The sequence below is a fragment of the Cryobacterium sp. TMT1-19 genome (genome assembly GCF_004403055.1).
GTDB classification, from domain to species: Bacteria; Actinomycetota; Actinomycetes; order Actinomycetales; family Microbacteriaceae; genus Cryobacterium; species Cryobacterium sandaracinum.
The window spans coordinates 20,820-47,040 of the sequence record NZ_SOHB01000035.1; the positions used below are offsets into that span (position 1 = coordinate 20,820).

Consider the following 26,221-nt stretch of genomic DNA (forward strand, 5'->3'; position numbering starts at 1 on the left):
CTGCGCCGCCGGTGATCCACCGGCGGCGCAGCTGTCGTTTTCGGCCCCGATGCTGGCAGGAAACACCCGGCTGGTAGGCTCTTACATCCCGCCAGAAGAATGGAACTATGACCAGCCAGGATCCCTCTTCCGGAGCCGCATCCCTGCTCGGGGTTTCCTATGTGATGCCGGTGCTGAATGACGTCACCCATGTGCGCGCCGCCGTGACCAGTCTGCTCCGCCAGGATTACTCGGGGCCCTTCGAGGTCACCCTGGCCCTCGGCCCGAGCATCGACGGCACAACCGAACTGGTTGAGGAGATGGCCGCGGTTGATCCGCGCATCCGCATCGTGGCGAACGAGATCGGCTCCACTCCGGCAGGCCTCAACACGGCTATCCGTGCCTCGCAGTACGCGTTCGTCATTCGCGTCGACGCCCATTCGGTGCTGCCGCCGGACTACGCCCGCATCGCCGTGGAGACCCTTGAGCGCACCGGCGCCGACAATGTCGGCGGCGTCATGGACGCCCAGGGCGAGAGCCCGTTCCAGAAAGCCGTCGCGCGCGCTTACGGCACGAAGATCGGCCTCGGCGGCACTCCCCTGCACATCGGCGGCCCGGAGGGCCCCGCGGAAACCGTCTACCTGGGCTGTTTCCGGATGGACAGCATCGTGCGCGTCGGCCTCTTCGACGAGGGCATCAAGCGCGGCCAGGACTGGGAACTCAACCGCCGCCTGCGCGACCAGGGCGGCATCGTCTGGTTCACACCCCGGCTCCGGGTCGTCTATCGGCCCCGGCCGAGTCTGGCCCGGCTGGCCCGGCAGATGGTGTCCACCGGCCTCTGGCGAGGGGAACTCGCCCGCCGATATCCCGAGGACAACGGCATCCGTTACTTCGCCCCGCCCGTCATGGTCCTGGGTGTCACTGTCGGCACTCTGGCCGGGCTGGCCGGCCTGGTTCAGCTCCTCACCGGGGCGAACCCGTGGTTGCTGCTCGGTTTTCTGATTCCCGCCGCCTACCTGGGGCTCGTCGCCGTGGCCACGGCCCTGGTGACCCGGCCGGACGGGTTTCGTGCCGGGCTGTGGTTTCTCGTAGTCTTGCCCTGCATTCACTTCTGCTGGGGGATCGGCTTCCTGCTCGGGTTTCTAAAATTCACCACCAACATCACGGCCCATACCGGAAGGCACCAATGACGTCAGCGAATCCCGCGGCGACTCGACCCTCCTCAATCGCCGAGCTGCGCCAGGTGGCCCAGCCGCCGGAAGTTCGGCTGCGGGCGAACGCCGAGCACTGGACGGCGTCGCTCTACCTGCGCGACATCTCCCCGTATCTGACCTGGATGCTTCTGAAGACCTCCATCTCGGCGAACGGCGTCACCGGCCTGATGATCCTGGTCGGCTGGTCCACGGCCGCCGCGCTGCTCATTCCCGGCATCTGGGGCGCGATGCTCGCCCTCCTGCTTGGGCAGCTGCAGATGTTGGTCGACTGCTCCGACGGCGAGGTCGCCCGCTGGCGCCGGCAGTCCTCCCCGGCCGGCGTGTTTCTCGACAAGGTCGGGCACTACACGACAGAGGCCCTCATCCCGATCGCGTTCGGGATCCGGTGCGCCTTCTACCCGTTCGAGGCCCCCGCCGACTTCCTGTGGACCACGCTCGCACTGCTGCTCGCCCTCGTCATCGTGCTGAACAAGGCCCTCAACGACATGGTGCACGTGGCCCGCGCGAACGCCGGCCTGACCAAACTCGCCGATCGCAAGCACGAGCAGGCCCCGACGTCGAGCCTCATCGCCCGCGCCCGCCGCCTGGCCCGGTTCCTCCCGTTCCACCGGCTGTACCACTCGGTCGAACTGACCATGCTGATCTTCGTCGCCGCGGTCGTCGGCAGCTTCCTCGGCGAGCCGGCGGTCGACCGGTTCGTGCTGGTCGTGCTCGTCCCGCTGGCCTTCCTCTCACTGGTGGGCCACTTCGTGGCCATCATGGCGTCCAAGCGTGTCCGGTCCTAACGCTTCACCGGTCGGGCCCGCCCTGCCGACAGTGGGGGTTGTGCTGCTCACCCAGGGCACCCGTCCCGACGACCTTGCCCGCGGCATCCGCAGTCTGCTGGCCCAGCAGGACGTTCTCCTGGACATCGTGTGCGTGGGCAATGGCTGGCAGCCGACCGGGCTGCCGGACCAGGTGAAGACGCTCGGCCTGCCCGAGAACCTGGGCATTCCGGCCGGCCGCAACCGCGGGGTCTCCCGCGTCGCGGGCGAGTTTCTCTTCTTCCTCGACGACGACGCCAGCATCCCGGACCGGCACTTTCTGCGAGACGCCATCGGCGTGCTGCGGGCGGATTCGACCATCGGACTCCTGCAGCCCCGAGTGGTCGATCCGGCCGGGATCGTGTCGCCGAGACGCTGGATTCCGCGCATCCGCAAGGGCGAAGCCACCCATTCCAGCAACGTCTTCTCGGTCTGGGAGGGTGCCGTGCTGCTACCCCGGGCCGCCTTCGACGCCACCGGGGGCTGGGCCGAGCCGTTCTTCTACGCCCATGAGGGCATCGAGCTGGCCTGGCGTGTCTGGGACCTGGGCCTGCGCGCCTGGTACGCCGGCGAGCTGGAAGCGAATCATCCCGTGATCGCGCCCACCCGGCACGCCGACTACTACCGATTGAACGCCCGCAACCGGGTCTGGCTGGCCCGCCGCAACCTTCCGGTCCTGCTCGTGCCCGTCTACGCCGGGTCCTGGCTTCTGATCCAGGTACTGCGCTGGGCTCGAAATCCGGGCGCGCTGCGCGCCTGGCTCACCGGTTTCCGCGAGGGGTGGACCACCGACCCGGGGGAGCGGCGTCCCCTCAGGGCGCGCACGGTGTGGCGGATGACGCTGGCCGGACGGCCGCCCATCGTCTAACGATTCCGTCGTCACGTCCCCTTCGGGGGGCCAGAGGCGCTCGGTCGAGTGGCATCGTCGGTACTCTTGACGGGTGGGTATTCAACGAGACGTCAGGCTTGGGCTCAAGCTGGTCAGGGACGTCACGGCGTCCCGCAAGGCACAGCGGCTGCTGAACGGGCGGCTGTCCACGCGTGAGCCGCTGCCCCGGAATCACTTCAAGATCGCGGTCTACTTCGCCGACGGCGACGTCAATCTGTACCAGATGCGGCAGTGGTACAAGCCGCTCGCGAAGCTCGCCGAGACCTGGCCCGTGCTGGTGCTGAGCCGCAGCGGGGCAGGTGCCCTGCCGCTGATCGATGAGTCCCCGCTCCCGGTTGCCTACGTTCGCCGGGTCGTCGACCTCGAGCAGGTGCTGGCCCAGCAGGACATCCGGATCGTGTTCTACGTGAACCAGAACACCCGCAACTTCCAAATGATGCGCTACGGGGGCCGCTGGCACGTTTTCATCAACCACGGTGAGAGCGACAAAATGTACATGGTCACGAACCAGATCAAGGCCTACGACTACGCCTTCGTCGCCGGCGACGCCGCGATCGCCCGTCTCGACAAGGTGCTTTGGGACTACGACTTCGACAAGCGCGCCCTGAAGATCGGCCGCCCCCAGGCCGACTTCTACTCCGGCGCGACGCCGTTCGCCCCGGACGAGCGCCAGGTCATCCTCTACGCTCCGACCTGGGAAGGCGACCGGCCAGCCGCCGCCTACGGCTCGATCGCGTCCCACGGCGTTGCCCTGGTGACGTCACTGCTGGCCTCGGGCCGGCACCGCGTGATCTACCGCCCGCACCCCCGCAGCGGCGTGGTGAGCAGCGAGTACGGCGCGGCGAACAAGACCATCATCGCGGCCATCGCGACGGCGAATGCGCGGGATGCCTCGGCCCGGCACATCTACGACGCGAGCCCCGACCTGGGCTGGCAGTTGTCGGCAGCGGATGTCGCCATCGTCGACATCTCCGCGATGGTCTACGACCGTCTGGCCTCGGGCAAGGCTCTGATGGTGACCCGCCCGGTCGACCCGGCCGCCCAGATCGACTCAGGCGGCTATCTCTCCGACTGCGAGTGGCTGAACGTCGACGATGCGGGAAGTATCCTCGGCGTGCTCGACGATCTCACCCATGACAGCGAGGCCCATGACCGGCTCAAGATCTGGGTCGAGCGTTACTTCGGCGACACCGGTCCCGGAGTCGCCACGGAGCGTTTCCACGCCGCTGTGGCGCACCTGATGGACGAGTGGGAGCGCTTCGACGCATCCCACCCGCAGGCCGTGAGCCTGGAAGTGGTCGAACCAGCCATCGACGCTCCGACGGACGAGGTCAGCGACGTCGAGAAGCTCTAGTCTGCACGGGGCGGTGTCGGCGTTGTCGGGTCCGGTGCGCCGGGCATCCGTCGCCGGGGGGAAAGCCGGCCGGACAGGCCGGTCAGGGACAGCCGGGTGATCCCGGGGATGCGGAGGGCCGGCGATTCCCGAACGACGATCCGCACCCGGGGGTCCAGTTCCTCGCGGAAACCGACCGGCGGCTGGCCGAACGCGAGCCGCGACGCGTGAACGACCCGCGAGCCCAGGATGTGGTTGCCCGCACCCCCGATGATGGCGCCCACACCGAACGGCAGGGCCTTGCCGATGAAGCTGGCGCCGCCCCTGGCGGCGAACTGCCGGATGAAGCTGCTCTTCAGCCGATCGGTCAGCGGTCCCATGATGGCCCGGGGAATGCTGGTCGTGATGAGTTCGCCCCAGTAAGCGGCGCGCGGGACGCCGGAGCCGGAGACCTGGCCGGCCAGCTGGCGCACGAGGTCTGAGCCTTCGCGGCCGAGCATCATCGTCATCACCAGAGCGCGTGCCCGCTCGGGGTCCTCGACCGTGATGCCGTGCACCTCGCTCACCGACTGGGTGAACAGGGCGGTGGCCTCGAGGAACCCGGCCGTCTCCACGCCGGAGATGGCCAGGGTGACGGCGGTGCCGACCCCCGGGATGACCGCCGTCGCGCCGACCGCGGCACCCCCGGTGGTGACGGCGGCGAGGTAGCGTCGCTCCAGGATCCGGATGATCTCCACGGGCGACGCCTGTGGGGAACGGCGGCGCACGGAACGGATGTGCGCGAGCACGGCAGGACGGTGGATCGCCATCACGCGGTCGAAGCCCGTGACGATCCCGGTGGGGAGCTGGCCGCCTTTCGGCAGGCCGCCCGTCTCGGAAATAATCGGCTTGGTTTTTCTGGCCATCAGAGTGCCCTCCGTCAGTGTCCCGATGAGTTTACGTGCCCCGGCTGGGTGCCACTGGCGGAAAACTCGGTGCGCGCCTATACAAGGAGAATGCCTGAGCCGAAGTCAGAAGCATCCCGAATCCTCGGTGTTCGCCTGCGTCGTCGGCGGCGCCAGCTGTCCCTCAATCAGGAGGCCGTCGCCCATCTGGCCGGCCTCAACGTGTCCAACTACGCGCGGATCGACCGGGGACTTGGCAACCCCACTTTCCACACCCTGATCCGGCTCGCCACAGTGCTCGGCATTGAGCCGGGCGATCTGATGACCGGGTTCAATTCCGCTCAACTGCCGCCCTCCCGGGACGGCCTGGAAGATCCGGATGCCGTGATGGCCTCGGCCCGTTAGGCCGGCTTGATCCCGTATTGCGAGTTGTAGAGCGCCAGCACCTCGGTGATGGGGGCATCCAGAACCAGCGCACCCTTGTCAAGGTAGAGACCTCGGGTGCAGAAGCGCTTGAGGTCCCGCTCGTTGTGGGACACGAAGAACAGAGTTCGCCCACCGGCGAGCAGTTCCTCGATCCGCCGGTAGCACTTCTCCCGGAACGCCTTGTCGCCGACGGCGAGCACCTCGTCCACGAGCAGGATGGGCTCCTCGAGCCGGGAAATCACGGCGAACGCGATGCGCACCTTCATACCACTGGACAGGTGCTTGTAGGGCGTGTCGACGAAGTCGGCGATCTCCGCGAAGGCGATGATCTCGTCGAAGCGCACCGCGATCTGCTTCTTCGTCATCCCGTGCAGGCCCGCGGTCAGGTAGACGTTCTCGCGCACAGTGAGGTCGTCCACGAAGCCACCCGTGATCTCGATCAGCGGGGCCACACCCTCGGTCACACGCACCGAGCCCTCGTCGGGCAGCACGACGCCGGTGACCAGCTTCAACAGGGTCGACTTGCCCTGCCCGTTGCGACCGACCACGCCGATCGCCTCGCCGCGCTGCACCGTGAACGCAACGTTCCGCAGCGCCCAGAATTCGTTCGGGCGGATGCGCCGCCTCCGGGCGGCGAACAGGTCCTTGAACGAGCGCCGACCGCGTCGATTGCGGCGGAAACGGATGCCGACACCCGTGAGGGTGATCACCGGTGCCGACACTAGATCTCCTTCAGGACGGCGCGCTCGGTGCGCGTGAAGACAACCAGGCCGGCAAAAAGAAAGAGGACCGACATCAGCGCGCTGATCAGCACGAGAATCCAATCGAGCTGCTCGGGGAAGAACGCGGCCCGGTACAGGCTGAACAGGCCGCTGAGCGGATTGAAGCCGGCCCAGAACTGCAGTTCCGTGGGCAGGTCCGCGGTGCCATAGATGATCGGCGATGCGTAGAACAGGAAGCGGAGGATGAGCTTCACGGCCCGCTCAAGGTCGCGGAAGAAGACCACGAGGGGAGCGACGATCAGCCCGATCCCTGCGGTCAGGATCGTCTGAAGCAGGATCGCGAGGGGGAAGAGGGCCGCACCCGCGCTGAGTTCAGCCCCGGCGATGAGTGCGAACAGCAGAAGCACCGGGATGGACGCCACAAACTCGATGCCCTTGGACAGCACGAGCCGGTTCACCCAGATCGTGCGGGGTATTCGGGTGGACCGAATCAGCTTCGCTTCGCGCAGGAACGCGCGGGTGCAGTCGGACACGGTGCCGTTGAACCACATCCACGGCAGCAGCGCCGACAGCAGGAAGACGATGTACGGTTCGTTGCCCACCGTGCGCTGGAAAACCTGGGTGAAGACGAACCAGTAGATACCGGCCATGACCAGAGGGTCGAGAATCGACCAGAAGTAACCGAGCAGCGACGTCGAGTAGCGCACCCGCAGATCCCGCTGTGTGAGCAACCAGAGGGAATGACGGTACCTGGCGAAAGACGTGCGCTGCTCAGGGCTCACTTCCGCATATCTACTCACGCGCTCTATCGTAGGGGCGCGGCGCGCGCCCCTGCGAAAGGCGCTGCTAGACGAAGAGGTTCGCCCGTTCGAGATCCTCGGCGAAGTCGACCTCGACCGCGTAGAAATCGGAGATGTCGAGAGGCTCGACCAACAGGTTGTTCTTCTCGATCGCGAGTTCGATGCCGCGCTCGAAGTAGTCCTGGTCGGCGACCTTCGTCAGGTGGTGGACCAGTACAGCCTTGTACGCGCTGGAAATATAGTTGATGCCCACTGCCTCGCCCAACCCGCCCTTGACAGTCTTGGAGAGTTCCTTGATGTAGCCCTCGGCGCTGGTCGTGTACTTGACCTCCTCGTCGGACACCTTGGAGGTGTTGACGGTGACGAAGGACTGGTCGCGAGCGACCATCGCGGCAGCGCGGTCGAGAATGGCCGGGTCGAAGACGACGTCGCCGTTCATCCAGAGCACACCGCCGGTGGTGGACGCCTGGAGAGCGCGCATAAGGCTCTTCGAGGTGTTGGTCTGGTCATACTCTTCGTTGTAAACGAAGGATGCCTGAGGGAAGGCCTCGATGATGTGCTCGAGCTTGTAACCGACCACGATGGTAACTTTCGCCCTCTTGCCGAAGGCGTGCGCGATGTTGTCGAACTGCTGCTGCATGATTGTTCGACCGTCGTTGAGCTCGGTGAGCGGCTTCGGAAGCGAACGACCGAGTCTGCTTCCCATACCTGCTGCCAAAATGACTACCTGGGTGGTCACGATTGTCTCCTCAAAAAAGAATTCGAGTGACCGAGACTCCCTCAGATTCAGATCGAGTTTGTCTAGGGTTCACTTGTAAGTTCACGTATAGACACACCGTCATGCCAACTCGAGAGTACCCTACGCCCTCGGTTGGGGGGAAGAGCGGACTCCTTTCCGTGTTGCTTTCGTGACCCGGGCGCCCGTGACTGGGCAGCGCCTGACTGTGTTTCCGGGTGACCCCCGAAGCCTGCGATGTCAGACGGTCCTTGGTAGGTTAGCGAGGTGACTCCAGCGCCCCCGACATCCGAGCCCGACGAGCAGAAGGTGCCCTCTTCTGCGCTAGATTCTGCTGAAACACAGGCCACGACGCCGGCTGTTGTGCGCACCGTCCCGGTGCGCAAGGCCCCTGTTCCCAAGGCGCCGCCGCGCACGAAGGCTACCCCCCGTGTGGCCGCCGGGCGACCGAGTACGGCCCGCGCAAAAGCGGCTGCAGAGGCGAGGGAGGGCACCCCCGGGGCGCCCCTTCCGAAGAAACCCGCGGCCAGGACCAGCCCAAAGCCCGCACCGAGACCGGCCCCGAAAAGGCCCGTCGCAGCGCCGGAGTCTGACTCTGAAGGCACGTCGCCGACGGCCGACGCCCCGACACTCGCCTCTCCTCCCATCACCGCGGCTCGCACGACGTCGGCTCGCACGACGTCAGTACGGGCTACGGCCGCGCGCACGGCAGCGGCGAAATCTGAGTCCGTCGCGAAAACCGGCGCGGCCCGGTCCAGTGCGGCCAAGGCCAGCGCAGCGCGGGCTGCGGCCATCCGGGCGGCGACCTTGGCTGCGGCTGCGGCTGCGGCCGCGGCCGCCGTCGCCGAACCTGACGCGAAGTCAGTCGAACCTGTCTCTGAGCCTCTCGCCACTGACTCTGAGAGTGTCGAACCTGACGCGGAGCCTGCCACGCAGGTTCTGCCGGAGTTCATCCCGTCGCCGGGCGAGGAGGCCGAGCCGGTCCTGGTCGCCGCGCTGTCCGTGCCCCAGACATTCGCTGCCGACGCATCCGTGTCGGCAGGCATCGAACTGGTGCCCGTACCGGTGCAGCTGCCTGGGTCCGCCGAAACGGAGCTGCTGCCTGCCGCCGCCCCCGCCGCCACGGAACCGCCCGTCGTGAAACGGGCCTCCCGCCAGCGCGCCCTGGTGATTGCGCCGACTGCGCTCGATCTCGCCCCGCCGGTTGTGCTCGCGGTCAGCGGTCTGCACAAGAGCTTCGGCCGGACCGTGGCGGTATCGGGCATCGACCTCGAGGTTCGCGCGGGGTCGTTCTTCGGGATCGTCGGACCCAACGGCGCCGGCAAGACCACGACGCTCTCCATGGTCACCGGGCTGCTCCGGCCGGATGCGGGCACCGTCACGGTGAACGGCATCGACGTCTGGGGGAGCCCGATGGCCGCCAAGCGCATCATCGGCGTTCTGCCTGATCGACTGCGCCTGTTCGACCGCCTGACCGGAGCCCAGCTGCTCTATTACTCCGGGGTGCTCCGGGGTCTCGACGACGTCACCGTGCGGCAGCGCGCGGCCGACCTGGCAACCGCCTTCGGCCTCGAAGACGCGCTTAATCGCCTCGTCGCCGACTACTCGGCCGGCATGACGAAAAAGATCGCACTCGCCTGCGCGATGATCCATTCGCCGCGACTGCTCGTGCTCGATGAGCCGTTCGAGTCCGTCGACCCGGTCTCCGCCGTCAACGTCACGGAGATCCTGCAGAAATACGTCGCCAGCGGTGGAACGGTCGTGCTGTCGAGCCACGGAATGGATCTGATCCAGCGCGTCTGCGATCGTGTCGCCATCATCGTGGATGGCGCGGTGCTGGCCTCCGGCACAATCGACGAGGTTCGCGGCGAGAAAACGCTCGAGGAGCGGTTCATCGAGCTGGCCGGTGGACGCAAGGTGGCGGAGGGCATGGAGTGGTTGCACAGTTTCTCGGACTGAAAGTCCGCCTGCTCGCCAATCTGTTCCGGCGCAGCCCCTGGCAGGTCGTCGGCATCGTGATCGGCCTGCTCTACGGCCTCGCCCTGGCCGTCGGCCTCTTCGTAGTGCTCGTCGGGCTGCGCTTCACGGGAGATCCCGTCGCCATTCGCGACGGCCTGGTCGTCGCTGGATCACTCGTCGTGCTCGGCTTCCTGCTGTTCCCGCTGGTCTTCGGGATCGACGACACCATGGACCCGCGCAAATTCGCGACCATGGGCATCCCTAGCCGGAGGCTTTCGCTCGGTCTGGCGCTGTCCTCTCTGGTCGGGGTGCCCGCGTTCGTGCTCTCGGTCGTGCTGCTCGGCACGGTCGTGACCTGGTCCCGCGGCCTCTTAGTGACGGTGCTCGCCCTCGCCTCCGCCACCCTGCTGCTGGCCACCTGCATGCTCGTGTCCCGGGTGAGCACGTCGCTGGGGGCGTTCCTGCTGGCAACGCGTCGATCCCGGGAATTTACCGGAATCATCGGGGTGCTTCTTCTGGTGATGATCGCCCCCGTCGTGCTTCTGGCGCTCAACTTCGATTGGGGTCGCTACGGCCTCGACCTGATCGGCGGGCTGGCGGGCATCCTCGGCTGGACGCCCCTCGGTGCGGCCTGGGCCGTTCCCGGGGACGCCTCCACCGGGCTCTGGGGTGCGGCCGTGCTCAAGCTCTCGATGTCCGCGGCAACGACGTACCTGCTGTGGCTGGCCTGGCAGGGACTGGTGGCACGGATGCTCGTCACGCCCGGCCGCGAGGCTCAGGCTCGCCAGTACGGCGGGCTCGGGTGGTTCGACAGCATGCCGCACACTCCGATGGGTGCGATTGCGGCCCGTAGCCTCACCTACTGGCGCCGCGACTCCCGGTACTGGATGTCGGTGATCGTCATCCCGGTCATTCCTCTGATCGTCATCTTGCCGCTGTCGTTCGCGGGGTTGCCGATCTCCTACCTCGCTCTTCTGGCGGTGCCGTTGATGAGTGTGTTCCTGGGCTGGACCCTGCACAACGACGTCGCCCTGGACCACACCGCGGTCTGGCTGCACGTGGCCTCCGGCACCCGCGGATTCGAGGACCGGATGGGCCGGTTGGTTCCCGCACTCTTCGTGGGGATCCCGATGATCGCGGCTGGGTCGGCGATCAGCGTGTCGGTCTACGGCGACTGGGCGGTGATGCCGTCCATCCTGGGGGTGAGCACCAGCATCCTGCTGACCGGGCTCGGGCTCTCGAGTTATTCATCGGCGCGCTTCCCCTATCCGGCGACCAAGCCGGGAGACAGCCCTTTCGCTCAGCCTCAGGCGTCGGACACGGCGGCCGCGCTGATCCAGTCGTTCACCTTTGCGGGGTCGATCCTGCTTTCGATCCCGGCTCTCGCCTGCGCGCTGCTCGGCGTCTTCGTCGACCCGGTCTGGAACATCCCGGCGCTCGTGCTGGGCGTCGCCAGCGGGCTGATCACGCTCGTGGGCGGGGTCTTTCTGGGTTCGCTCGCGTTCGAACGGCGCGGGCCGGAGATGATCGCCTCCGCCGTGCGGGCCTAGGCGTCCTGACGTTCGCGTGGCGCGCGTGCTGCGCCGCTGCGCCGGTGGCACGCCACGCGCGGAGGGGCGCAGCTCCCGCGCGACTCGCTCGCGGTATCCTCCGGGCTCCGGCTCGCGGGCAGGATCAGCAGGCCTGCCGGTGCGCCCGCGGGTTGTTTAGACTGAGTGCATGACTGATCACTTTCGCGCGAGCATCGCAGAACCCGGAAACCCCGGCACCGGCGGCGGCACCTCGACGCTCGACCGTGAGCTCGAGCAACTCCTCAACCAGGAGCACATCGAGCCGGGCGACCACGAGCGTTTCTCGCATTACGTGCCCAAAGACAAGATTCTCGAATCGGCCATTTCCGGCAAGCCGGTGCGCGCCCTCTGCGGCAAGAAGTGGCTGCCCGGACGCGACCCGGAGAAGTTCCCGGTCTGCCCGGCCTGCAAGGCCATCTACGAGAAGATGAAGGCCTGATTTGCCGGTTGAGCGCTACCGGTACAGGGTCGGGATGACGGGGTCGCCGCGCCCGAGGCGGAAGGCCTCGATCGGCAATTCCTGCATGACGGCTGCGTGGTGCGCGCGGGCGCGGGTCGTGCCGGCCGCCCCGAGGTAGCTTTCGTCGATCACGCCGTCGGTGATCAGAGGCACCAGCAGCACGCGGTCCCGGCCCGAAGGCTCTGCGGGCGGAGTGGAGCCGGCCGGATCCTCGCCGATCAGGACGACCTCGGCGCGCGCGATCCCGGCGGAGTCGAGCCGGCGCACGGCCCGCTTTCGGCCGCCGACCGAGCTCTTCGCGGGCGAGGTCTTGGCGACGGGCACCCAGTCTCCGGCGTCGTCGCGGTGCGCGACGAGTTTGTAGACCATCCCGGCGGCGGGGGAGCCCGAACCGGTCACCACCGATGTGCCCACGCCGAAGGCGTCCACGGGCGACGCGGACAGGGCGGCGATGGAGAACTCGTCGAGGTCGCTGGTGACGGTGATGTGCGTGTTGACGGCACCGAGCGAGTCCAGTTGGCTGCGGGCCTCCGCCACCCTGGTCGGCAGGTCGCCGGAGTCGATCCGGATCGACCCGAGCGCCGGTCCGGCCACCCTGACGGCCAGTTCGATGCCCGCGGCGACGTCGAAGGTGTCCACGAGCAGGGTGGTGGCCGGTCCGAAGGCCGCGACCTGGGCACGGAAGGCGTCTTCCTCGCTGTCGTGCAGGAGAGTGAAGGAGTGGGCGGCGGTGCCCATGGTGGGCACGCCCCAGCTGCGGCCGGCCTCCAGGTTGCTGGTCGAGGCGAAACCGGCGATGTAGGCGGCCCGGGCGGCGGCGACCCCGGAGTACTCGCCAGTGCGGCGCGAACCCATTTCGGCGAGGGGGCGGCCCAGGCTGACCGAGACCATCCGTGCGGCCGCGCTGGCGACGGAGCTGTCGTAGTTGAGCACGCTGAGAATCAGGGTTTCGAGGATGACGCATTCGGCGAAGGTGCCGTCCACCGTGATCAGGGGCGAGCCCGGGAAGTATGCCTCGCCTTCCTGGTAGCCCCAGATGGTGCCGCGGAAGGCGTAGTCGGCGAGCCAGTCGATGGTGGGCTCGCGCACCACACGGTTGTCTCTCAGCCAGGTGAGTTCGGCATCCGTGAACCGGAAGGCCCGGATGAGATCGAGCAGCCGCCCGGTGCCGGCCACGATGCCGTAGCGGCGGCCGGAGGGGAGGCGCCGGGCGAAGGCCTCGAACTGGCACTCTCGTGCGGCGGTTCCACTTTGGATCGCGGCGTCCACCATGGTGAGTTCGTACCGGTCGGTGCGGAATGCTGAGGTTTCGGTCACCCGGAAAGCTTATCCGCCCGGCCCGGTACGTGTTCTTGTCGGAGCAGAAGGCCTACAGCGCCCCGAAGGCGACGATGCAGTTCTGCCCGCCGAAGCCGAACGCATTCGCCAGGGCGAACTTCACCGGCTTCTCCCGGGCGACCCGCGGCACGTAGTCGAGCGTGCAATCCGGGTCCGGGGTCGTGTAGTTGATGGTGGGCGGGATGATGCCGGTTCGGACCGACAGGGCGCAGAGCAGGCCGGAGAGGGCACCCGCGGCGCCGATCATGTGGCCGGTCATCGACTTGGGGGCGGTGACGGCGATGGAGTCGGCAGCGTGCCCGAGTGCCTGGCGTATCGCCGAGGTCTCGGCCCGGTCGTTGGCTTGGGTGGACGTGCCGTGGGCGCAGATCATGTCGATGTCGCTCGGGTTCAACTTCGACTTGATGAGGGCGCGGGTCATGGCCAGGCTCGCGAACTTGCCGGTGGGTTCGGGCGCGACGATGCTGTGGCCGTCGCTGGTAAGGGCGCCGCCCAGCACCTCCGCGTAGATCTGGGCGCCGCGGGCTCGGGCGTGGGAGAGCAGCTCCATCACGAAGATGACCGCTCCCTCACCGAAGACGAGTCCGTTGCGGTCGGCGTCGAACGGCCGGGAGGCCTCGGCCGGGGAATCGTTGTTCTTGGAGGCCGCGTGCATGGCGTTCAGGCCCGCGAACATGACGGGCGTGATCGCAGCCTCGACCCCGCCGGCGATGACGACGTCGGCGTCACCCATGACGAGCATGGTGCGTGCCTCGAGGAGTGCGTAGGCCCCGCTGGCGCAGGCCAGGGCACTCGCGTTGACCGGTCCGTGGACGCCGAGGTCGATCGCGATCTCGCAGGCGGCCATGTTCAACAGGGCGGAGGGCACGAAGCGCGGCGGGATGCGCCGGGAGTCGCCGGAGTTGACGAGCTCGGTGGCTTCCTGGATCTCCGCGAAGCCGCTCACGGCGCTGTTGACGACGACCGCCGTGTCGATGCCTTCCATGGAGGCGCCGAAACCGGCGTCAGCCACCGCCTCGCGGGCTGCGGCGATCGCGAGCTGCGAGGCCCGGGATGCGCGCTTGACCTGCTTCACGGTCATCCGCTCGGCCGGAATGAAGTTCTTCACCTCGCCGGCGATCTGCGTCGGCAGACCGGCGGGATCGAATTGGGTGATCCGGGCTACGCCGCTGCGGCCGCCGGTGAGACCCGACCACGTGTCGCGCCAATTGTTGCCCAGGGGCGTCAAGGCGCCCAGCCCGGTGATTACGACTCGATCATTCACGGTGATCATCTCCTCAAACAACGAATGTGACGTCATTCTGTTGCGGCGTCCGTCGGTTGGCGGGAGCCATATTCCGAGTGTAGTTACGGCCATATTCCCCGAATGGAACGTGCTGACGCTACCGGGACGAGACTGGGAACATGCCGTCAATCTCCCTGTCCAAGGGGGTGATCGCCGGCCGCGCCGGACCGGGTGCCGCGCGTACACGGGTGGGGGTCAGGGATTCCGACTAGGCTCAATTGTCGTGACGGATGCACCGATTGGAATCTTTGATTCCGGAGTGGGCGGCCTGACTGTCGCCCGGGCAATCAAGGATCAACTGCCCAATGAATCGATCCTCTATATCGGAGACACTGCGCATTCTCCGTATGGCCCGAAGAGGATCGCGGATGTGCGCGGTTTCGCCCTTGACGTTCTCGACGACCTGATTGCCCAAGATGTGAAAATGCTGGTCATCGCCTGCAACACCGCTTCGGCCGCGATGCTCCGGGATGCCCGTGAGCGCTACAGCGTTCCCGTGGTCGAGGTCATCCAACCGGCCGTGCGCCGCGCCGTGCGCACCACCCGCAACAACCGGGTCGGCGTGATCGGCACACTGGGCACAGTCAAATCGCGCGCCTACGACGACGCGTTCGCCGCGGCCACCGACATCCAGCTCCTGACGCAGGCCTGCCCACGGTTCGTCGAATTCGTCGAGGCGGGAATCACCACGGGCGACGAACTACTGTCGGTCGCCGAAGGCTATCTCGCCCCGCTGCGGGCTGCGGAAGTCGACACGCTCGTTCTCGGATGCACGCACTACCCCTTCCTGCGCGGTGCCATCTCCTACGTGATGGGGGACACCGTGACCCTCGTCTCCAGCGACACCGAGACGGCCAACGACGTGTACCGGTTGCTGGTGAGCCAGGGCCTGGAACGCACCGAGCAGGCGCCGCCCAGCTACCGGTACGAGGCCACCGGCGACAGCGCCGACGATTTTCTGCACCTGGCTCACCGGCTGATCGGGCCGGAAATCGGTCGCGTCGACCTGGTCGAGACCGGGTCCTTCAGTTTGAGCGAGCTTGCCGAGTTCGCCGCATCGCATCCCAACCCCAAGGAGACCCCGTGACCGACACCGTGCGCGTAGACGGACGAACGAACGACCAGCTGCGCCCCGTCACGATCGAGCGCGGTTGGAGCGACCAGGCCGAAGGGTCGGCCCTGATCTCGTTCGGGCGCACCAAGGTGCTCTGCACGGCCTCGTTCACCAACGGCGTACCCCGCTGGATGGCCGGCAAGGGCAAGGGCTGGGTCACGGCCGAGTACTCCATGCTGCCGCGCTCCACCGACTCTCGAATGGACCGCGAATCGGTCAAGGGCCGCATCGGCGGGCGCACCCACGAGATCAGCCGCCTGATCGGACGCAGCCTGCGCGCCGTGGTCGACATGAAAGCGCTCGGCGAGAACACCATCGTGTTGGACTGCGACGTGCTCCAGGCCGATGGCGGCACCCGCACCGCGGCCATCACGGGAGCCTACGTGGCCCTGGCCGACGCCCTCGAGTGGGGCAGGGAGAAAAAGTTCCTCAGCCAGAAGGCCCAGCCTCTGATCGACAGCGTCGCGGCCATCTCCGTGGGCATCGTCGGCGGTGAGTCCATGCTCGACCTTGCCTACACCGAAGACTCCCGGGCCGAGACCGACATGAACGTGGTCGTAACCGGCCGCGGCCTATTCGTGGAGGTGCAGGGCACGGCCGAGGCCGCGCCGTTCGACCGCACCGAACTTAATTCTCTGCTCGACCTGGCGCTGGCCGGGACGATCTCCCTGACCGAGTTCCAGACGACGGCGCTGGGGCGCTAGGGCCATGCAGGTCGTTCTCGCCACCCACAACCAGCACAAGGTCGAGGAGCTGCGGCGCATCCTCGCCCCCCGGCTCCCCGACCTCGACGTGCTGGCCTACGACGGCCCCGAGCCGGTCGAAGACGGCGTCACCTTCGCCGAGAACGCTCTGATCAAGGCGCGCGCCGCCGCTGCACACACCGGTCTGCCGGCCATCGCCGACGACTCCGGCATCTGCGTGGACGTCCTCGGCGGTTCGCCCGGCATCTTCTCGGCCCGCTGGTCCGGGCCCGCCCGGGACTCCGACCAGAACCTGCAGCTGCTGCTCTGGCAGTTGGGCGATGTGGACGCCGAGCACCGCGGCGGACACTTCACCTGCGTCGCCGCGCTGGCCATGCCCGACGGCACGGAGTGGCACGTGACCGGGGAATGGCTCGGGCAGATCCTGACCGAGCCGAGCGGCGCCGGCGGCTTCGGCTACGACCCGATCTTCCTGCCCGACGGCTATGCGATCTCCGCCGCCGAGCTGACCCCGAACGTGAAGAACGAGCACAGCCACCGGGCGAGGGCCTTCGGCAAGCTGATTCCGGTGCTGGAGACGTTGCTGGAAGCCTGACGGGCGCATCCGTCTCGACTGCTGAGAACGGCACTCATTCCCAACTGACGGCTGAACTGGCGGCCGGGTGCTCGCGGCCCTAGCGTGGAGGCATGGGCCATGATCACGCGCACACCTCGCAGACGAACCGTGCGCGTCTGTCGGTGGCGATCGGGATTGTCGCCGCGGTGCTCGTGGTGGAGGTCGTCGGCGCCTGGCTGACCGGTTCCCTGGCCCTGCTGGCGGATGCCGGCCACATGTTCTCCGACCTCGCGGGTCTGATCATCGCTCTGACGGCCACCGTGGTGGCCGCGCGGCCGGCTACCGACCGGCAGACGTTCGGTTACCAACGGGCCGAGGTGTTCGGCGCCCTGCTGAACGGGCTCATCCTGGTGGGGGTTGCCATCGCCGTCGTGATCGGCGCCGTCGGCCGGCTGGTCGACGCCGGCGGCAGCGAGGTGCGGGCGACTCCCATGCTGGTCGTGGCCGTGATCGGCCTCCTGGCCAACGTTGCGGCCCTGCTCCTGCTGCGCCCGGCGGCCGGGTCGTCGATCAATATGCGCGGCGCTTACCTCGAGGTGCTCGGGGACACCCTGGGCTCGGTGGCGGTCATCGCCGCGGCCGGGGTCATCCTAGTGACGGGCTTTGTACAGGCCGATGCGATCGCCTCGCTGGTCATCGCCGGCATGATCGCGCCCCGAGCCCTCGTGCTGCTGCGCGACGTGGTGCGGGTGCTGAGCGAATCGGTGCCGGCCGCAACGGATGTCGCAGAGATCCGGCGGCACCTGCTGGAAACGAACGGCGTAGTGGCGGTGCACGATGTGCACGTGTGGATGATCACCTCCGGAGCCCACGTCTTCAGCGCCCACGTCGTGGTCGAACCTGTGGTGCTCGGCTCGGGTGGCTCCGGCGCACTTCTCGATGAGCTTTCCGCGTGTCTGGCCGACCATTTCGATGTGGACCACTCGACGTTCCAGCTCGAGCCGGCCGAGCACGCGGCGCACGAGGAGAACCCGCACCGGTAGCGTGACCCGCCGGGAGCAGCCCGGACTGTGTTGAGCCCGGACTGTGTTGAGCCCGGACTGTGTTGAGCTCAGTGGTCGTGCTCGTCGTGCTTGTGCTCGTCGTGCTTGTGCTCGTCGTGCGTGTGCTTGTGGATGTCCTCGAAGGCGTCGGCGTCGAGGACGAGGCTTCCGGTTTGGATGGTCCGTCCGGTGCGCGCGTCCCGGCGGGCTCTGGACGCGGACTGTAGGTAGTGGAAGACGGTGGGGATGAGCGTGATGAAGACCGCGGCCAGCAGGATGATGTCGATGTAGTTCTGAACGAAATCTGCGACTGGCGGGATGTAGCCCAGGAAGAAGCCGAAGTAGGTGAGGCCGGTGCCCCAGAGGAGGGCGCCGATCAGGTTGTACAGCGAGTATTTGCGGTAGTCCATGTGGCCGACGCCGGCCGCGACCGGGGCGAAGGTGCGCACGATCGGCACGAAGCGGGCCACGATGACGGCCACGCCGCCGAAGCGAACGAAGAACGCGTTCGTGCGCTCGACGTTCTTGATGCTGAACAGACCGGATTCTTTGCGCTCGAAGACCCTGGGCCCGAACTTGTGCCCGATCAGATAGCCGACTTCTCCGCCGAAAAAGGCCGAGAATCCGATGGCCAGGGCCACCCACCAGATGTCGATCTGGATGACCCCGGCAAAGGTCAGCAGGCCGGTGATGACCAGCAGGGTGTCGCCGGGAAGCAAAAACCCCACCAGCAGGCCGGTCTCGGCGAAGACGATCGCGCAGACGCCCAGGAGGGCCCAGGGCCCGAACCCGTTGATCAGGACTTCCGGGTCGAGCCAGGGGATGACTGCCGTGGGAAGCAGGGCTGTATGAATCACTAAGAAACTCCTGTGGGCGTCGGTCAGATCGGCCGGGCGGCGGGATCACTGTGTGCTCTGATACAGGCTAACGCGGTTTTCCGACAGTGCGCCGTGGGCTCGCAGTGGGTCACGGGGCCTGGACCACTGTCGGGTCGTCGAGGAGCGCGCTGCGGGCATCCAGCCGGTTCTGGGCGCGATCCATCAGCAGGGTGCGCATGCCGAAGACGATTGAGGCGGTGATGAAGACCCCGGCGATGACATAGGCGGTGCTCTTCACGCCGGGGATGGCGGCCGCGTAGTAGCCGGTCAGGGTAAGACCCACGCCCCAGGCCAGGGCTCCGACCAGATTGCTGGTCAGGAACGTGTAGTAGTTCATGCGGCCGACGCCGGCGATCACGGGCACGAAGACGCGGCCCAAAGGCATGAACCGGGCGATAACCACCGTCCACCAGCCGTACTTGCGGTAGAAGGTCTCCGTCTTGGCGATGGCTGTGCGGGTGTGGCGGCCGCCGTGGCGGTCCAGGTAGGAGCGGCCGAAGTGGCGCCCGAGCAGGAAACCGACCTGGTCACCCAGGAACGCGGCGATGCCGGTTCCGACGGCCAGAACGGCGATGCTCAGGCTCGGCGTGGATGCAGCCACCAGGCCGGAGCCGAAAAGCAGGGAGTCGCCGGTGATGAACGGGATGAAGACCCCGAGGAACACCGCCGTTCCGGCGAAGACAAGGGCCCAAACGAGCAGGTAGAACAGCACGACGCTGGTACTCTCCAGCAGTTCGTTCAATTGGCCGTCCAGGGCCGAGATGTGACTCATGTGCGGGAGAGGGGACTTGAACCCCCACGCTCGAAAGCACAGGAACCTAAATCCTGCGTGTCTGCCAATTTCACCACTCCCGCGAAGTGCGCTTCCAGTGTACTTCGCGGGAGAGCCCCGCCCGTGAGCGTTGGCCACCTCTGTGGACCGGGCACCGGGGCAACCGCACTGCCGCATCGCCGCACGGGTCGGCCAGATCGGCACGTCTCCGGGCGCGTGGCTGTGGATAAGTCGGGCGTGGTCGGCGAGTGATGGGCGATCATGCAGGAATGAGCGAAGCCGTGCGCATCATCACCGAGCAGGTTCGCACTCGGGTGCGTCGCGACGGCGTCGACCTGGCGTCGAACTCCGGGCTCGCCGAGCAGTACGTGCGCGACGAGGTGCAGCGCTACGCCGAGCGGGCGCTCGGCAACTCCCTGCCGCTGATCGCCGACGAGCGCCAGGCGGCGCGCGAGGTCGTGGCCTCACTGACCGGGTTCGGGGCGCTGCAACCGTTCCTCGACGATCCCGGCATCGAGGAAATCTGGATCAACGCGCCCAGCCGGGTGTTCGTGGCCCGCGACGGGGTGCCCGAGCTGACCACCATGGTGCTCACCGCGCGGGAGGTGCGCGACCTGGTCGAGCGGATGCTGCAGGCCTCCGGCCGCCGCGTCGACCTCTCCTCCCCGTTCGTCGATGCCTCTCTGCCCGACGGGTCGCGGTTACACGTGGTCATCCCGGATATCACGCGCCAGCACTGGGCGGTCAATATTCGCAAGTTCACCCGGCGCATCCGCGACCTGAACCAGCTGGTCGGGCTCGGGTCGCTCACGCAGCAATCGTCCGAGTTTCTGCGCATGTGCGTGCTGGCCGGGCAGAACATCCTCGTCTCCGGTGCCACCCAGACCGGCAAGACCACCATGCTCAACGCCCTGCTCTCGGCCACGCGCAAGAACGAGCGCATCGTGACGGTGGAGGAGACTTTCGAACTCGACCTGGCCGCGCGCGACGTCGTGGCGATGCAGTGCCGCCAGCCGAGCCTCGAGGGAACCGGGGAGATCACCCTGCGCCGCCTGATCAAGGAGTCGCTGCGGATGCGCCCCGACCGGCTGATCGTCGGCGAGGTGCGCGAAGCCGAGAGTCTCGACCTGCTCATCGCCCTGAACAGCGGGCTGCCGGGCATGTGTTCGATCCATGCCAACAGTGCCCGGGATGCGCTCGGCAAACTGTCCACGCTGCCGCTTCTGGCGGGCCGCAACATCGACTCCTCGTTCGTGCTGCCGACCGTGGCCGGCTGCATCGACATCGTCGTGCACTGCGAGATCGACCGGCACGGACGGCGCCGGGTGACGGAGATCCTTGCGCCGAGCGGCCAACTGTCAGGGGCGATGATCGAGGCCAGCCCGATCTTCCTGGCCCAGCGGGGCACCCTCGAGCCGACCGGGGGGTATCCGACGAAGCTGGCCAAGTTCCACGCGGCCGGACTCGACCCGGCCATCGTGCTGCGGGCCGGGGCCGTATGACGCTCGCACTCGGGGCTCTGCTCGGCACCGGGCTGCTCCTGGTCGCCGCGCCGTTCCTCTGGCCGCGCACCAGGGGCAAGGCCCGGTCCCGCACGCCGGGACGGCTGCGGGCGAACCTCGCCCAGGCCGGACTCGGCAGCCTGCCGCTGCCGGCCTTCGTCGCCCTCTCGGTGGTGCTGGGGCTGGCGGTGTCGGCGCTGAGCCAGGCCCTCCTGGGCATCGCTGCCCTGTCGATCGTCACCGCGCTCGCCGGGCTGTCGCTGCCGACGCTGATGGTCGTCTGGCGGGTGCGCGCCCGGCGGCGGGCGAACCGCGCCGTCTGGCCCGACGTCGTTGACCACCTGGTGTCAGCGGTGCGGTCGGGCCTGGCACTGCCGGACAGCGTCGGCAGCCTGGCAGGGGCTGGCCCGCTGTCGACGCGGCCCGCCTTCGCCGAGTTCGCCCGGGAATATCAAGCGACCGGCAACTTCGGTTCCGCCGTCGACGGGCTCAAGGTCTCCCTGGGTGACCCGGTGGCCGACCGCATCCTGGAGACGCTGCGCATGGCCCGGGAGGTAGGCGGCAGCGACCTCACGGTCGTGTTGCGCAGCCTCGCGGCCTGGCTCCGGCAGGATGCCGCCATCCGCTCGGAGGTCGAGGCGCGCCAGTCCTGGATCGTCAACGCGGCGCGGCTGGGCGTGGCCGCGCCCTGGATCGTGCTGCTGCTCCTGGCCTCCCGGCCGGAGGCGGCGGTTGCCTACAACACCTCCGCCGGTGTCGTCGTGATCGTCGGCGGCCTCGGCGTCTCCGTGGTTGCCTACCGCCTGATGGTGGCGCTGGGACGGCTGCCAGAGGAACGCCGGTGGTTCAAATGAGCGCCGCGCAGGCCTGGGCGCTGTTCTGCGGCACCGCGTTGGGCGTGGGGCTCTGGTCGCTCGCCAGCTTGGTGCCTCGGCTGAGTCGGCCGCGCCTCGCGCAGAGGCTGGCGCCGTACATCCTCGACGTGTCGGCGGAGGCGCGGCTATTCGTGGGGCGCACGACGGTGCATCCGTTGCCGGTGCTCGGCACCCTGTTCGCGCCCGTGTTCGGCGCCCTCAAACGAGCGTTCGGCGCCGTTCTCGGTGGCACGGAGACGATCGCCCGACGGCTCCGGCAGTCGGGGTCGGTCCGCGGCACCGACGAGTTCCGATCGGAGCAGGTGGTGTGGGCGCTCGCTGGACTCTTCGTCGGGGCAGGTGCGGTGGTTGCCCTGCCGGCGTTTCGGTCGATGCCGGTGCTGGTGCAGGTCGTTCTGCCGGTGGTCGCCGCGGCGGGCGGCGCGCTGACCCGCGATTGGATGCTCGGCCGCGCCGCCACCGCCCGCCTCGCGCGCATGCAGAGCGAGTTTCCGACCGTCCTCGAGTTCATGACGCTGTCTCTGTCGGCGGGGGAGGGCATCCTGGATGCGCTCGCCCGGGTCTCGCGCACGAGCACGGGCGAATTGTCGCGGGAGCTGGCGGGGGTGGTGGCGGATGTGCGCACCGGGGTGCCGCTCGCCACCGCCCTGCACGCGTTGTCACGCCGGATCGCGCTGCCTGCGGTGACCCGGCTGGTCGATCAGGTCACGGGTGCGCTCGACCGGGGAACCCCGCTCGCGGAGGTGCTGCGCGCCCAGGCGCAGGATGCCCGCGACGAGGCCAAACGCGAACTGATCGAGGTGGCCGGCAAGAAAGAGGTGGCCATGCTCGTGCCGCTCGTTTTCCTGATTCTGCCCATGACGATCCTGTTCGCGATCTTCCCCGGCCTGTTCATCCTGCAGAGCGGATTCTGAACCACTGAACCACTGAACCACTGAACCACTGCCGCACGAGAGAACCACTGTCCCCACGAGAGAAAGTGAGTCAATCATGAAGACACTGCAGCGACGTGTGCGCGACCGGTGGAGCGATGCCGGGGGCGATGAACGAGGCGACGTTCCGGGATGGGTGCTCATCACTCTGATGACGGCCGGGCTGGTCATGATCATCTGGGGTCTGGCCGGTCCGGCGTTGAGCGGCGTGTTCCAACAGGCGATCGACCGGGTCAGCGGAATGTGACCGGCCGTGACGCGCACGCGGGGGAACCGAACCCGATCGATCGGTGGTGAGGAGGGGTCGGCGGCCGCCGAATTCGTGATGGTCGGCGCACTGCTGACCGCGCTGACGCTCGGCGTCATGCAGCTGGGGCTGACCTTGCTCGTGCGCAACACCGTGCTTGACGCCGCCGCCGAGGGAGCCCGGTACGCCGCGCTCGCCGACAGCGGGCTGGGTGAGGGTGCGGCACGCACCCGCGAGCTGATCACGACGTCGATCGGGCCCGCGTATGCGACCGATGTGGAGGCCAGCTATGGGGACTATGGCGGGTTCCCGAGCGTGCAGGTGCGCGTCGTGGCGCCGCTGCCGCTGCTGGCCCTGTTCGGCGTCGATCGCGGGCTGGAGGTGGTCGGACATGCGACGGTCGAGACCCTGCGGTAGTGGGGGCCGAGTCAGCCGTTGGCGTGTGTGGTCGGCGAACGGAGAGCAGGGTTCGGCCTCGCTGGAGTTCATCACGGCCGGCCTGATCCTGCTGGCGCCGCTCGTCTACCTGGTGCTGGCGATGGCGGCGCTGCAGGGCGGCGCCCTCGCCGTGGAGGGAGCAGCCCGCCAGGCCGCACGCGTCTACGTCCAGGCGCCCGATGAGGCCGCGGCGAACGCCCGCGCCGAGCGGGCCGTGCAGTTCGGGCTCACGGACTACGGCATCGACCCTGCGGGTGCCGAGGTAAACGTGGCCTGCGAGGCCGGTGTGAACGGATGCCTGACCCGGCAGAGCACGGTCACGGTCACCGTGCGCATCCGGGTGGCCTTGCCGCTGCTGCCGGACCTCCTCTCACTGCGCGACTCGGCCAGTGTTCCCCTGGAGGCCCAGGCCACGCAGACGGTGTCCCGCTTCTGGCGGGCCGGATGAGCGGCGGCGGAGGCTCAGCGGTCGCCTGCGCGGCCGCGCTCGCGGGCACGCCATCGGGATCGCGGGCGGCGCGGTGGCGGCGCCGGCTGCCGATCCGGCCCGGAGGCGAGAAAGGATCGACGCTCATCCTCACGATCTTCTACGGCTTCCTCGCCCTGCTGCTGATCCTCGTCGTCGTGGCCGCGACCTCTCTGTACCTGGAGCGCAAACGCCTGCTGACCCTCGCGGACGGCGCTGCGCTCGCCGGGGCCGAAGCGTTCGACCTGGGCGCGATGGCCGTCACGGTCGACGGCTCGGGCGCGGAGCTGCGACCCTCCCTGTCGTCTGCTGGAGTGCGGACGGCCGTGGAAGAGTTTCTCGCAGCCACCCCGGATGGCCGGATGGAGGGACTGAGGGTGAGCGGTGCGGCATCCGTCGACGGGCAAAGCGCCACGGTTTCACTGAGTGCCTATTGGCGTCCGCCGGTGCTGGCCGTGCTGCTGCCGGCCGGGGTGCCGCTGGAGGTCACGGCGGTGGCGCGCTCGGTGTTCCGCTAGCGTTAGCGAAACGCGCCTGCCCCGGCGCAGGGGAGGAGAACCGTGACGGCCGAGCGCGACCGCCTGACCGGTGCCGGCGCCCAGGTCGTGACAGAGGTGAGCATCAACTTCGGGTCGTCCCTCGCCGGTCTGGCCATTCCGCTCGTCGGCTCGCCCGTCGTCGTCGCAGTGCGACAGCTGGTGATGGCCGCCACGGTGCTGCCCTTTTACCGGCCAAAACTGGCCGGCCTCAGCTGGCGGCGGCTGTGGCCGGCGCTGGCGCTCGGTGTCGTGCTCGCGGTGATGAACCTCACCTTCTACGAGGCTGTCGACCTGCTCGGGCTCGGCATCGCGGCCACGATCGAGTTCCTCGGTCCGTTTGCTCTGGCGCTGGCCTCGTCGCGCCGCCTGCTCGACTTCGTCTACGCCACGGCGGCGGCCGGTGGGGTGTTCCTGCTCACCTGGTCTGACGGGGCACTCAATCTGCTCGGCATCCTCTTCGCCCTGACCGCGGCGGCGTCATGGGCGGCCTACATTCTGCTGACCCGCAAGGTGGCCGTGACCTTCCCCGGGCTTGAGGGCATTTCCGTGGCCAGCGTCGTCAGCCTGACTTTGCTGGTGCCGTTCGCGCTGCTCACGGTCGACTGGCCGAGCCTCAATTGGGGCGTGATCGGGCTGCTGCTCGCCATCGGCGTGCTCTCGTCGGCGTTCCCGTACACGCTGGACACCTTCATCTTGCGCCGCATCACCCCGCGCCTCTACGCGATCATCACCAGCTTCGGCCCCGTGATCGCGGCGCTGTTCGGCGCGCTGGTACTGGGGGAGACCTTCCTGGTGCAGCAGCAGATCGCCATCCTTGTGGTGTGCGTGGCGGCCGGCGCGGCCATCGCCAGCCAGCGCGAAACGCCGAAATCCGAACTCGAGATCATTGCGGGCGCGATTCCCTGATCGGGCGCGATTCCCCGACCGGGCGCGTGCGGGCATCCGTCGCCGGCTGCCCGGCGTTGAACCAATTCGACGGAGATATTGTCTCAAAGGCCTGTTTTCGGCGGGTCTGGGGCTGATTTCGGCAAAATCTCCGTCGAATTCGTTAGGGACGGGCTATCTGCGCAGCGCCCACGGCTAGGGGACTGACTCGGCTAGGTGACGATGATGCCGAGGTGTGCGGCGAAAACGGGCGCAAGCAGGCTGAGCTGGGCGTCATCGATGGTGGCGCCGCGCAGCCCCTCAAGCCCGTGGATGGCACTGAAGTCGCTCGAGCGTAGGTCGGCGTCCTTGAGGGTGGCACGGGTCACGTCGAGGGTGCCGACGCGGCAGTCGCGCATCTCGAAGCGCTGTACGGTGGCGCCGCCGAGGTCGAGCTCCTCGATGATGCAGTTGGAGAGCAGCACATCGGTCAGCGTCGCCCCGCGCACGTTCACGAAGTCGAGCTTGGACTCGTCGATGTGCACCGAGCGCAGGGTGGCCTCGTAGAGCTCGAGCGCCCCGAGCCGGGAGTGCTCCACCCTGACGTCCCGCCAGATCGAGCGGGGCGCGCAGAAGACGGTCGCGTGCAGCTCGCCGGCCACGCAGTCGGCGACGGATGCCCCGCGCAGCTGCGTGTCGCTGAGGGAGACTCCGCGCAGCTCGCACTCCTGGAAGCCGATACCGGTCAGGTCCCGGCCGGACAGGTCGCATGCGCTGAAGCGCTCGGCCTCCCGGCTGTCACCGGCGCGGAGGTCGCTGCCGTCGGAGTCGGTCAGGCCGGCCAACACGATTCGGTCGATTCGGGGACCGCGGGTATTCGCGCGTGCCACCG

29 protein-coding genes and 1 tRNA gene are annotated in these 26,221 nt (G+C 67.9%); 20 read left to right on the forward strand and 10 right to left on the reverse strand.

From position 1 onward, the window contains the following. The first annotated feature begins 107 nt into the window (after positions 1-107). The 4 genes from E3T40_RS09850 (at position 108) to E3T40_RS09865 (ending at position 4,239) form a co-directional block, all read left to right on the forward strand. On the forward strand, positions 108-1,169 hold the full coding sequence (locus tag E3T40_RS09850; RefSeq protein ID WP_233193942.1) for a glycosyltransferase family 2 protein: 1,062 nt from the start codon (positions 108-110) through the stop codon (positions 1,167-1,169). After that, the gene (locus E3T40_RS09855) at positions 1,166-1,978 is read left to right on the forward strand and encodes a CDP-alcohol phosphatidyltransferase family protein (RefSeq protein ID WP_104193890.1); all 813 of its coding nucleotides are present in this window, start codon (positions 1,166-1,168) and stop codon (positions 1,976-1,978) included. Before E3T40_RS09850 ends, E3T40_RS09855 begins: the two co-directional genes overlap by 4 nt. After that, the gene (locus E3T40_RS09860; protein WP_134543313.1) at positions 1,965-2,864 is read left to right on the forward strand and encodes a glycosyltransferase family 2 protein; all 900 of its coding nucleotides are present in this window, start codon (positions 1,965-1,967) and stop codon (positions 2,862-2,864) included. Before E3T40_RS09855 ends, E3T40_RS09860 begins: the two co-directional genes overlap by 14 nt. Positions 2,865-2,937: 73 nt before the next feature. Next, positions 2,938-4,239: a hypothetical protein gene (locus E3T40_RS09865; RefSeq protein ID WP_134543315.1), complete on the forward strand. Its 1,302-nt coding sequence runs from the start codon at positions 2,938-2,940 to the stop codon at positions 4,237-4,239. Here E3T40_RS09865 and E3T40_RS09870 read toward each other — a convergent pair. Then, on the reverse strand, positions 4,236-5,123 hold the full coding sequence (locus tag E3T40_RS09870) for a hypothetical protein (RefSeq protein ID WP_233193941.1): 888 nt from the start codon (positions 5,121-5,123) through the stop codon (positions 4,236-4,238). The genes E3T40_RS09865 and E3T40_RS09870 overlap by 4 nt on opposite strands. Before the next feature lie 90 nt (positions 5,124-5,213). Between E3T40_RS09870 and E3T40_RS09875 the strand changes: the two genes are divergently transcribed. Next, the gene (locus E3T40_RS09875; protein ID WP_104100222.1) at positions 5,214-5,507 is read left to right on the forward strand and encodes a helix-turn-helix domain-containing protein; all 294 of its coding nucleotides are present in this window, start codon (positions 5,214-5,216) and stop codon (positions 5,505-5,507) included. Here E3T40_RS09875 and E3T40_RS09880 read toward each other — a convergent pair. From E3T40_RS09880 to E3T40_RS09890, 3 genes are read right to left on the reverse strand one after another with little or no spacing between them, the layout of a single operon-like run. Continuing rightward, positions 5,504-6,250: an ABC transporter ATP-binding protein gene (locus tag E3T40_RS09880; RefSeq protein WP_104171575.1), complete on the reverse strand. Its 747-nt coding sequence runs from the start codon at positions 6,248-6,250 to the stop codon at positions 5,504-5,506. The genes E3T40_RS09875 and E3T40_RS09880 overlap by 4 nt on opposite strands. Next, positions 6,250-7,050: an ABC transporter permease gene (locus E3T40_RS09885; RefSeq protein ID WP_241981736.1), complete on the reverse strand. Its 801-nt coding sequence runs from the start codon at positions 7,048-7,050 to the stop codon at positions 6,250-6,252. The genes E3T40_RS09880 and E3T40_RS09885 overlap by 1 nt, the downstream gene beginning before the upstream one ends. Before the next feature lie 46 nt (positions 7,051-7,096). After that, positions 7,097-7,789 carry an NTP transferase domain-containing protein gene (locus E3T40_RS09890; protein ID WP_134543317.1) on the reverse strand — a complete coding sequence of 231 codons (693 nt, stop codon included), beginning with the start codon at positions 7,787-7,789 and terminating at the stop codon, positions 7,097-7,099. 804 nt (positions 7,790-8,593) lie between these two features. Here E3T40_RS09890 and E3T40_RS09895 point away from each other — a divergent pair. The 3 genes from E3T40_RS09895 to E3T40_RS09905 all read left to right on the forward strand — a co-directional run bounded on the left by E3T40_RS09895 (position 8,594) and on the right by E3T40_RS09905 (position 11,755). After that, positions 8,594-9,745, forward strand: coding sequence for an ABC transporter ATP-binding protein (locus E3T40_RS09895; protein ID WP_241981737.1), 1,152 nt, complete (start codon positions 8,594-8,596; stop codon positions 9,743-9,745). Further along, complete coding sequence (locus E3T40_RS09900) at positions 9,721-11,295, forward strand: PAM68 family protein (protein ID WP_241981738.1); 1,575 nt, start codon at positions 9,721-9,723, stop codon at positions 11,293-11,295. Before E3T40_RS09895 ends, E3T40_RS09900 begins: the two co-directional genes overlap by 25 nt. Before the next feature lie 169 nt (positions 11,296-11,464). Then, complete coding sequence (locus tag E3T40_RS09905) at positions 11,465-11,755, forward strand: DUF3039 domain-containing protein (RefSeq protein WP_104171578.1); 291 nt, start codon at positions 11,465-11,467, stop codon at positions 11,753-11,755. 15 nt (positions 11,756-11,770) lie between these two features. Here E3T40_RS09905 and E3T40_RS09910 read toward each other — a convergent pair whose 3' ends face one another. Both E3T40_RS09910 and E3T40_RS09915 read right to left on the reverse strand, forming a co-directional pair. Beyond that, positions 11,771-13,093 (reverse strand): nicotinate phosphoribosyltransferase, encoded by a 1,323-nt coding sequence (locus E3T40_RS09910; RefSeq protein ID WP_134543319.1) that lies wholly within the window; start codon positions 13,091-13,093, stop codon positions 11,771-11,773. Between the two features lie 52 nt (positions 13,094-13,145). Beyond that, entirely contained in the window at positions 13,146-14,378 is a 1,233-nt protein-coding gene (locus tag E3T40_RS09915) for a beta-ketoacyl synthase (RefSeq protein WP_198411977.1), read from the reverse strand. Between the two features lie 244 nt (positions 14,379-14,622). Here E3T40_RS09915 and murI point away from each other — a divergent pair, with 244 nt between their 5' ends. From murI to E3T40_RS09935, 4 genes are all read left to right on the forward strand, one after another. Further along, on the forward strand, positions 14,623-15,486 hold the full coding sequence (gene murI / locus E3T40_RS09920; protein ID WP_104100215.1) for a glutamate racemase: 864 nt from the start codon (positions 14,623-14,625) through the stop codon (positions 15,484-15,486). Next, on the forward strand, positions 15,483-16,217 hold the full coding sequence (gene rph, locus E3T40_RS09925; RefSeq protein WP_104193884.1) for a ribonuclease PH: 735 nt from the start codon (positions 15,483-15,485) through the stop codon (positions 16,215-16,217). Before murI ends, rph begins: the two co-directional genes overlap by 4 nt. A 4-nt stretch (positions 16,218-16,221) precedes the next feature. Beyond that, a complete protein-coding gene (gene rdgB, locus E3T40_RS09930) occupies positions 16,222-16,812 on the forward strand; it encodes an RdgB/HAM1 family non-canonical purine NTP pyrophosphatase (RefSeq protein WP_134543321.1) in 591 nt (196 codons plus the stop codon). A gap of 92 nt (positions 16,813-16,904) precedes the next feature. Further along, entirely contained in the window at positions 16,905-17,816 is a 912-nt protein-coding gene (locus tag E3T40_RS09935; RefSeq protein ID WP_104193882.1) for a cation diffusion facilitator family transporter, read from the forward strand. A 68-nt stretch (positions 17,817-17,884) separates the two neighbouring features. Here E3T40_RS09935 and E3T40_RS09940 read toward each other — a convergent pair whose 3' ends face one another. The 3 genes from E3T40_RS09940 to E3T40_RS09950 form a co-directional block, all read right to left on the reverse strand. Continuing rightward, complete coding sequence (locus tag E3T40_RS09940; RefSeq protein WP_370287912.1) at positions 17,885-18,673, reverse strand: VTT domain-containing protein; 789 nt, start codon at positions 18,671-18,673, stop codon at positions 17,885-17,887. A gap of 109 nt (positions 18,674-18,782) precedes the next feature. Continuing rightward, the gene (locus tag E3T40_RS09945) at positions 18,783-19,466 is read right to left on the reverse strand and encodes a DedA family protein (RefSeq protein WP_104171583.1); all 684 of its coding nucleotides are present in this window, start codon (positions 19,464-19,466) and stop codon (positions 18,783-18,785) included. 1 nt (position 19,467) lies between these two features. Next, positions 19,468-19,549, reverse strand: a tRNA-Leu gene (locus E3T40_RS09950). 186 nt (positions 19,550-19,735) lie between these two features. Between E3T40_RS09950 and E3T40_RS09955 the strand changes: the two genes are divergently transcribed. The 8 genes from E3T40_RS09955 to E3T40_RS09990 all read left to right on the forward strand — a co-directional run bounded on the left by E3T40_RS09955 (position 19,736) and on the right by E3T40_RS09990 (position 25,371). Continuing rightward, on the forward strand, positions 19,736-20,968 hold the full coding sequence (locus E3T40_RS09955; protein WP_104171584.1) for a CpaF family protein: 1,233 nt from the start codon (positions 19,736-19,738) through the stop codon (positions 20,966-20,968). Then, on the forward strand, positions 20,965-21,822 hold the full coding sequence (locus tag E3T40_RS09960; protein WP_104100209.1) for a type II secretion system F family protein: 858 nt from the start codon (positions 20,965-20,967) through the stop codon (positions 21,820-21,822). Before E3T40_RS09955 ends, E3T40_RS09960 begins: the two co-directional genes overlap by 4 nt. Next, a complete protein-coding gene (locus E3T40_RS09965; protein WP_104171586.1) occupies positions 21,819-22,757 on the forward strand; it encodes a type II secretion system F family protein in 939 nt (312 codons plus the stop codon). Before E3T40_RS09960 ends, E3T40_RS09965 begins: the two co-directional genes overlap by 4 nt. Before the next feature lie 76 nt (positions 22,758-22,833). After that, positions 22,834-23,022: a hypothetical protein gene (locus E3T40_RS09970; RefSeq protein ID WP_104100207.1), complete on the forward strand. Its 189-nt coding sequence runs from the start codon at positions 22,834-22,836 to the stop codon at positions 23,020-23,022. Between the two features lie 6 nt (positions 23,023-23,028). Beyond that, positions 23,029-23,439 (forward strand): TadE family protein, encoded by a 411-nt coding sequence (locus tag E3T40_RS09975; protein ID WP_233193937.1) that lies wholly within the window; start codon positions 23,029-23,031, stop codon positions 23,437-23,439. Positions 23,440-23,464: 25 nt separating this feature from the next. Next, positions 23,465-23,908 (forward strand): hypothetical protein, encoded by a 444-nt coding sequence (locus E3T40_RS09980; RefSeq protein ID WP_104171587.1) that lies wholly within the window; start codon positions 23,465-23,467, stop codon positions 23,906-23,908. Then, a complete protein-coding gene (locus E3T40_RS09985) occupies positions 23,905-24,444 on the forward strand; it encodes a pilus assembly protein TadG-related protein (protein ID WP_104171588.1) in 540 nt (179 codons plus the stop codon). Before E3T40_RS09980 ends, E3T40_RS09985 begins: the two co-directional genes overlap by 4 nt. A 42-nt stretch (positions 24,445-24,486) precedes the next feature. Continuing rightward, entirely contained in the window at positions 24,487-25,371 is an 885-nt protein-coding gene (locus tag E3T40_RS09990) for a DMT family transporter (protein ID WP_104193868.1), read from the forward strand. A 191-nt stretch (positions 25,372-25,562) separates the two neighbouring features. On the opposite strand, the gene E3T40_RS09995 is transcribed toward E3T40_RS09990, so the two are convergent. Continuing rightward, a complete protein-coding gene (locus tag E3T40_RS09995; protein ID WP_158251958.1) occupies positions 25,563-26,219 on the reverse strand; it encodes a pentapeptide repeat-containing protein in 657 nt (218 codons plus the stop codon). Positions 26,220-26,221 lie beyond the last annotated feature (2 nt).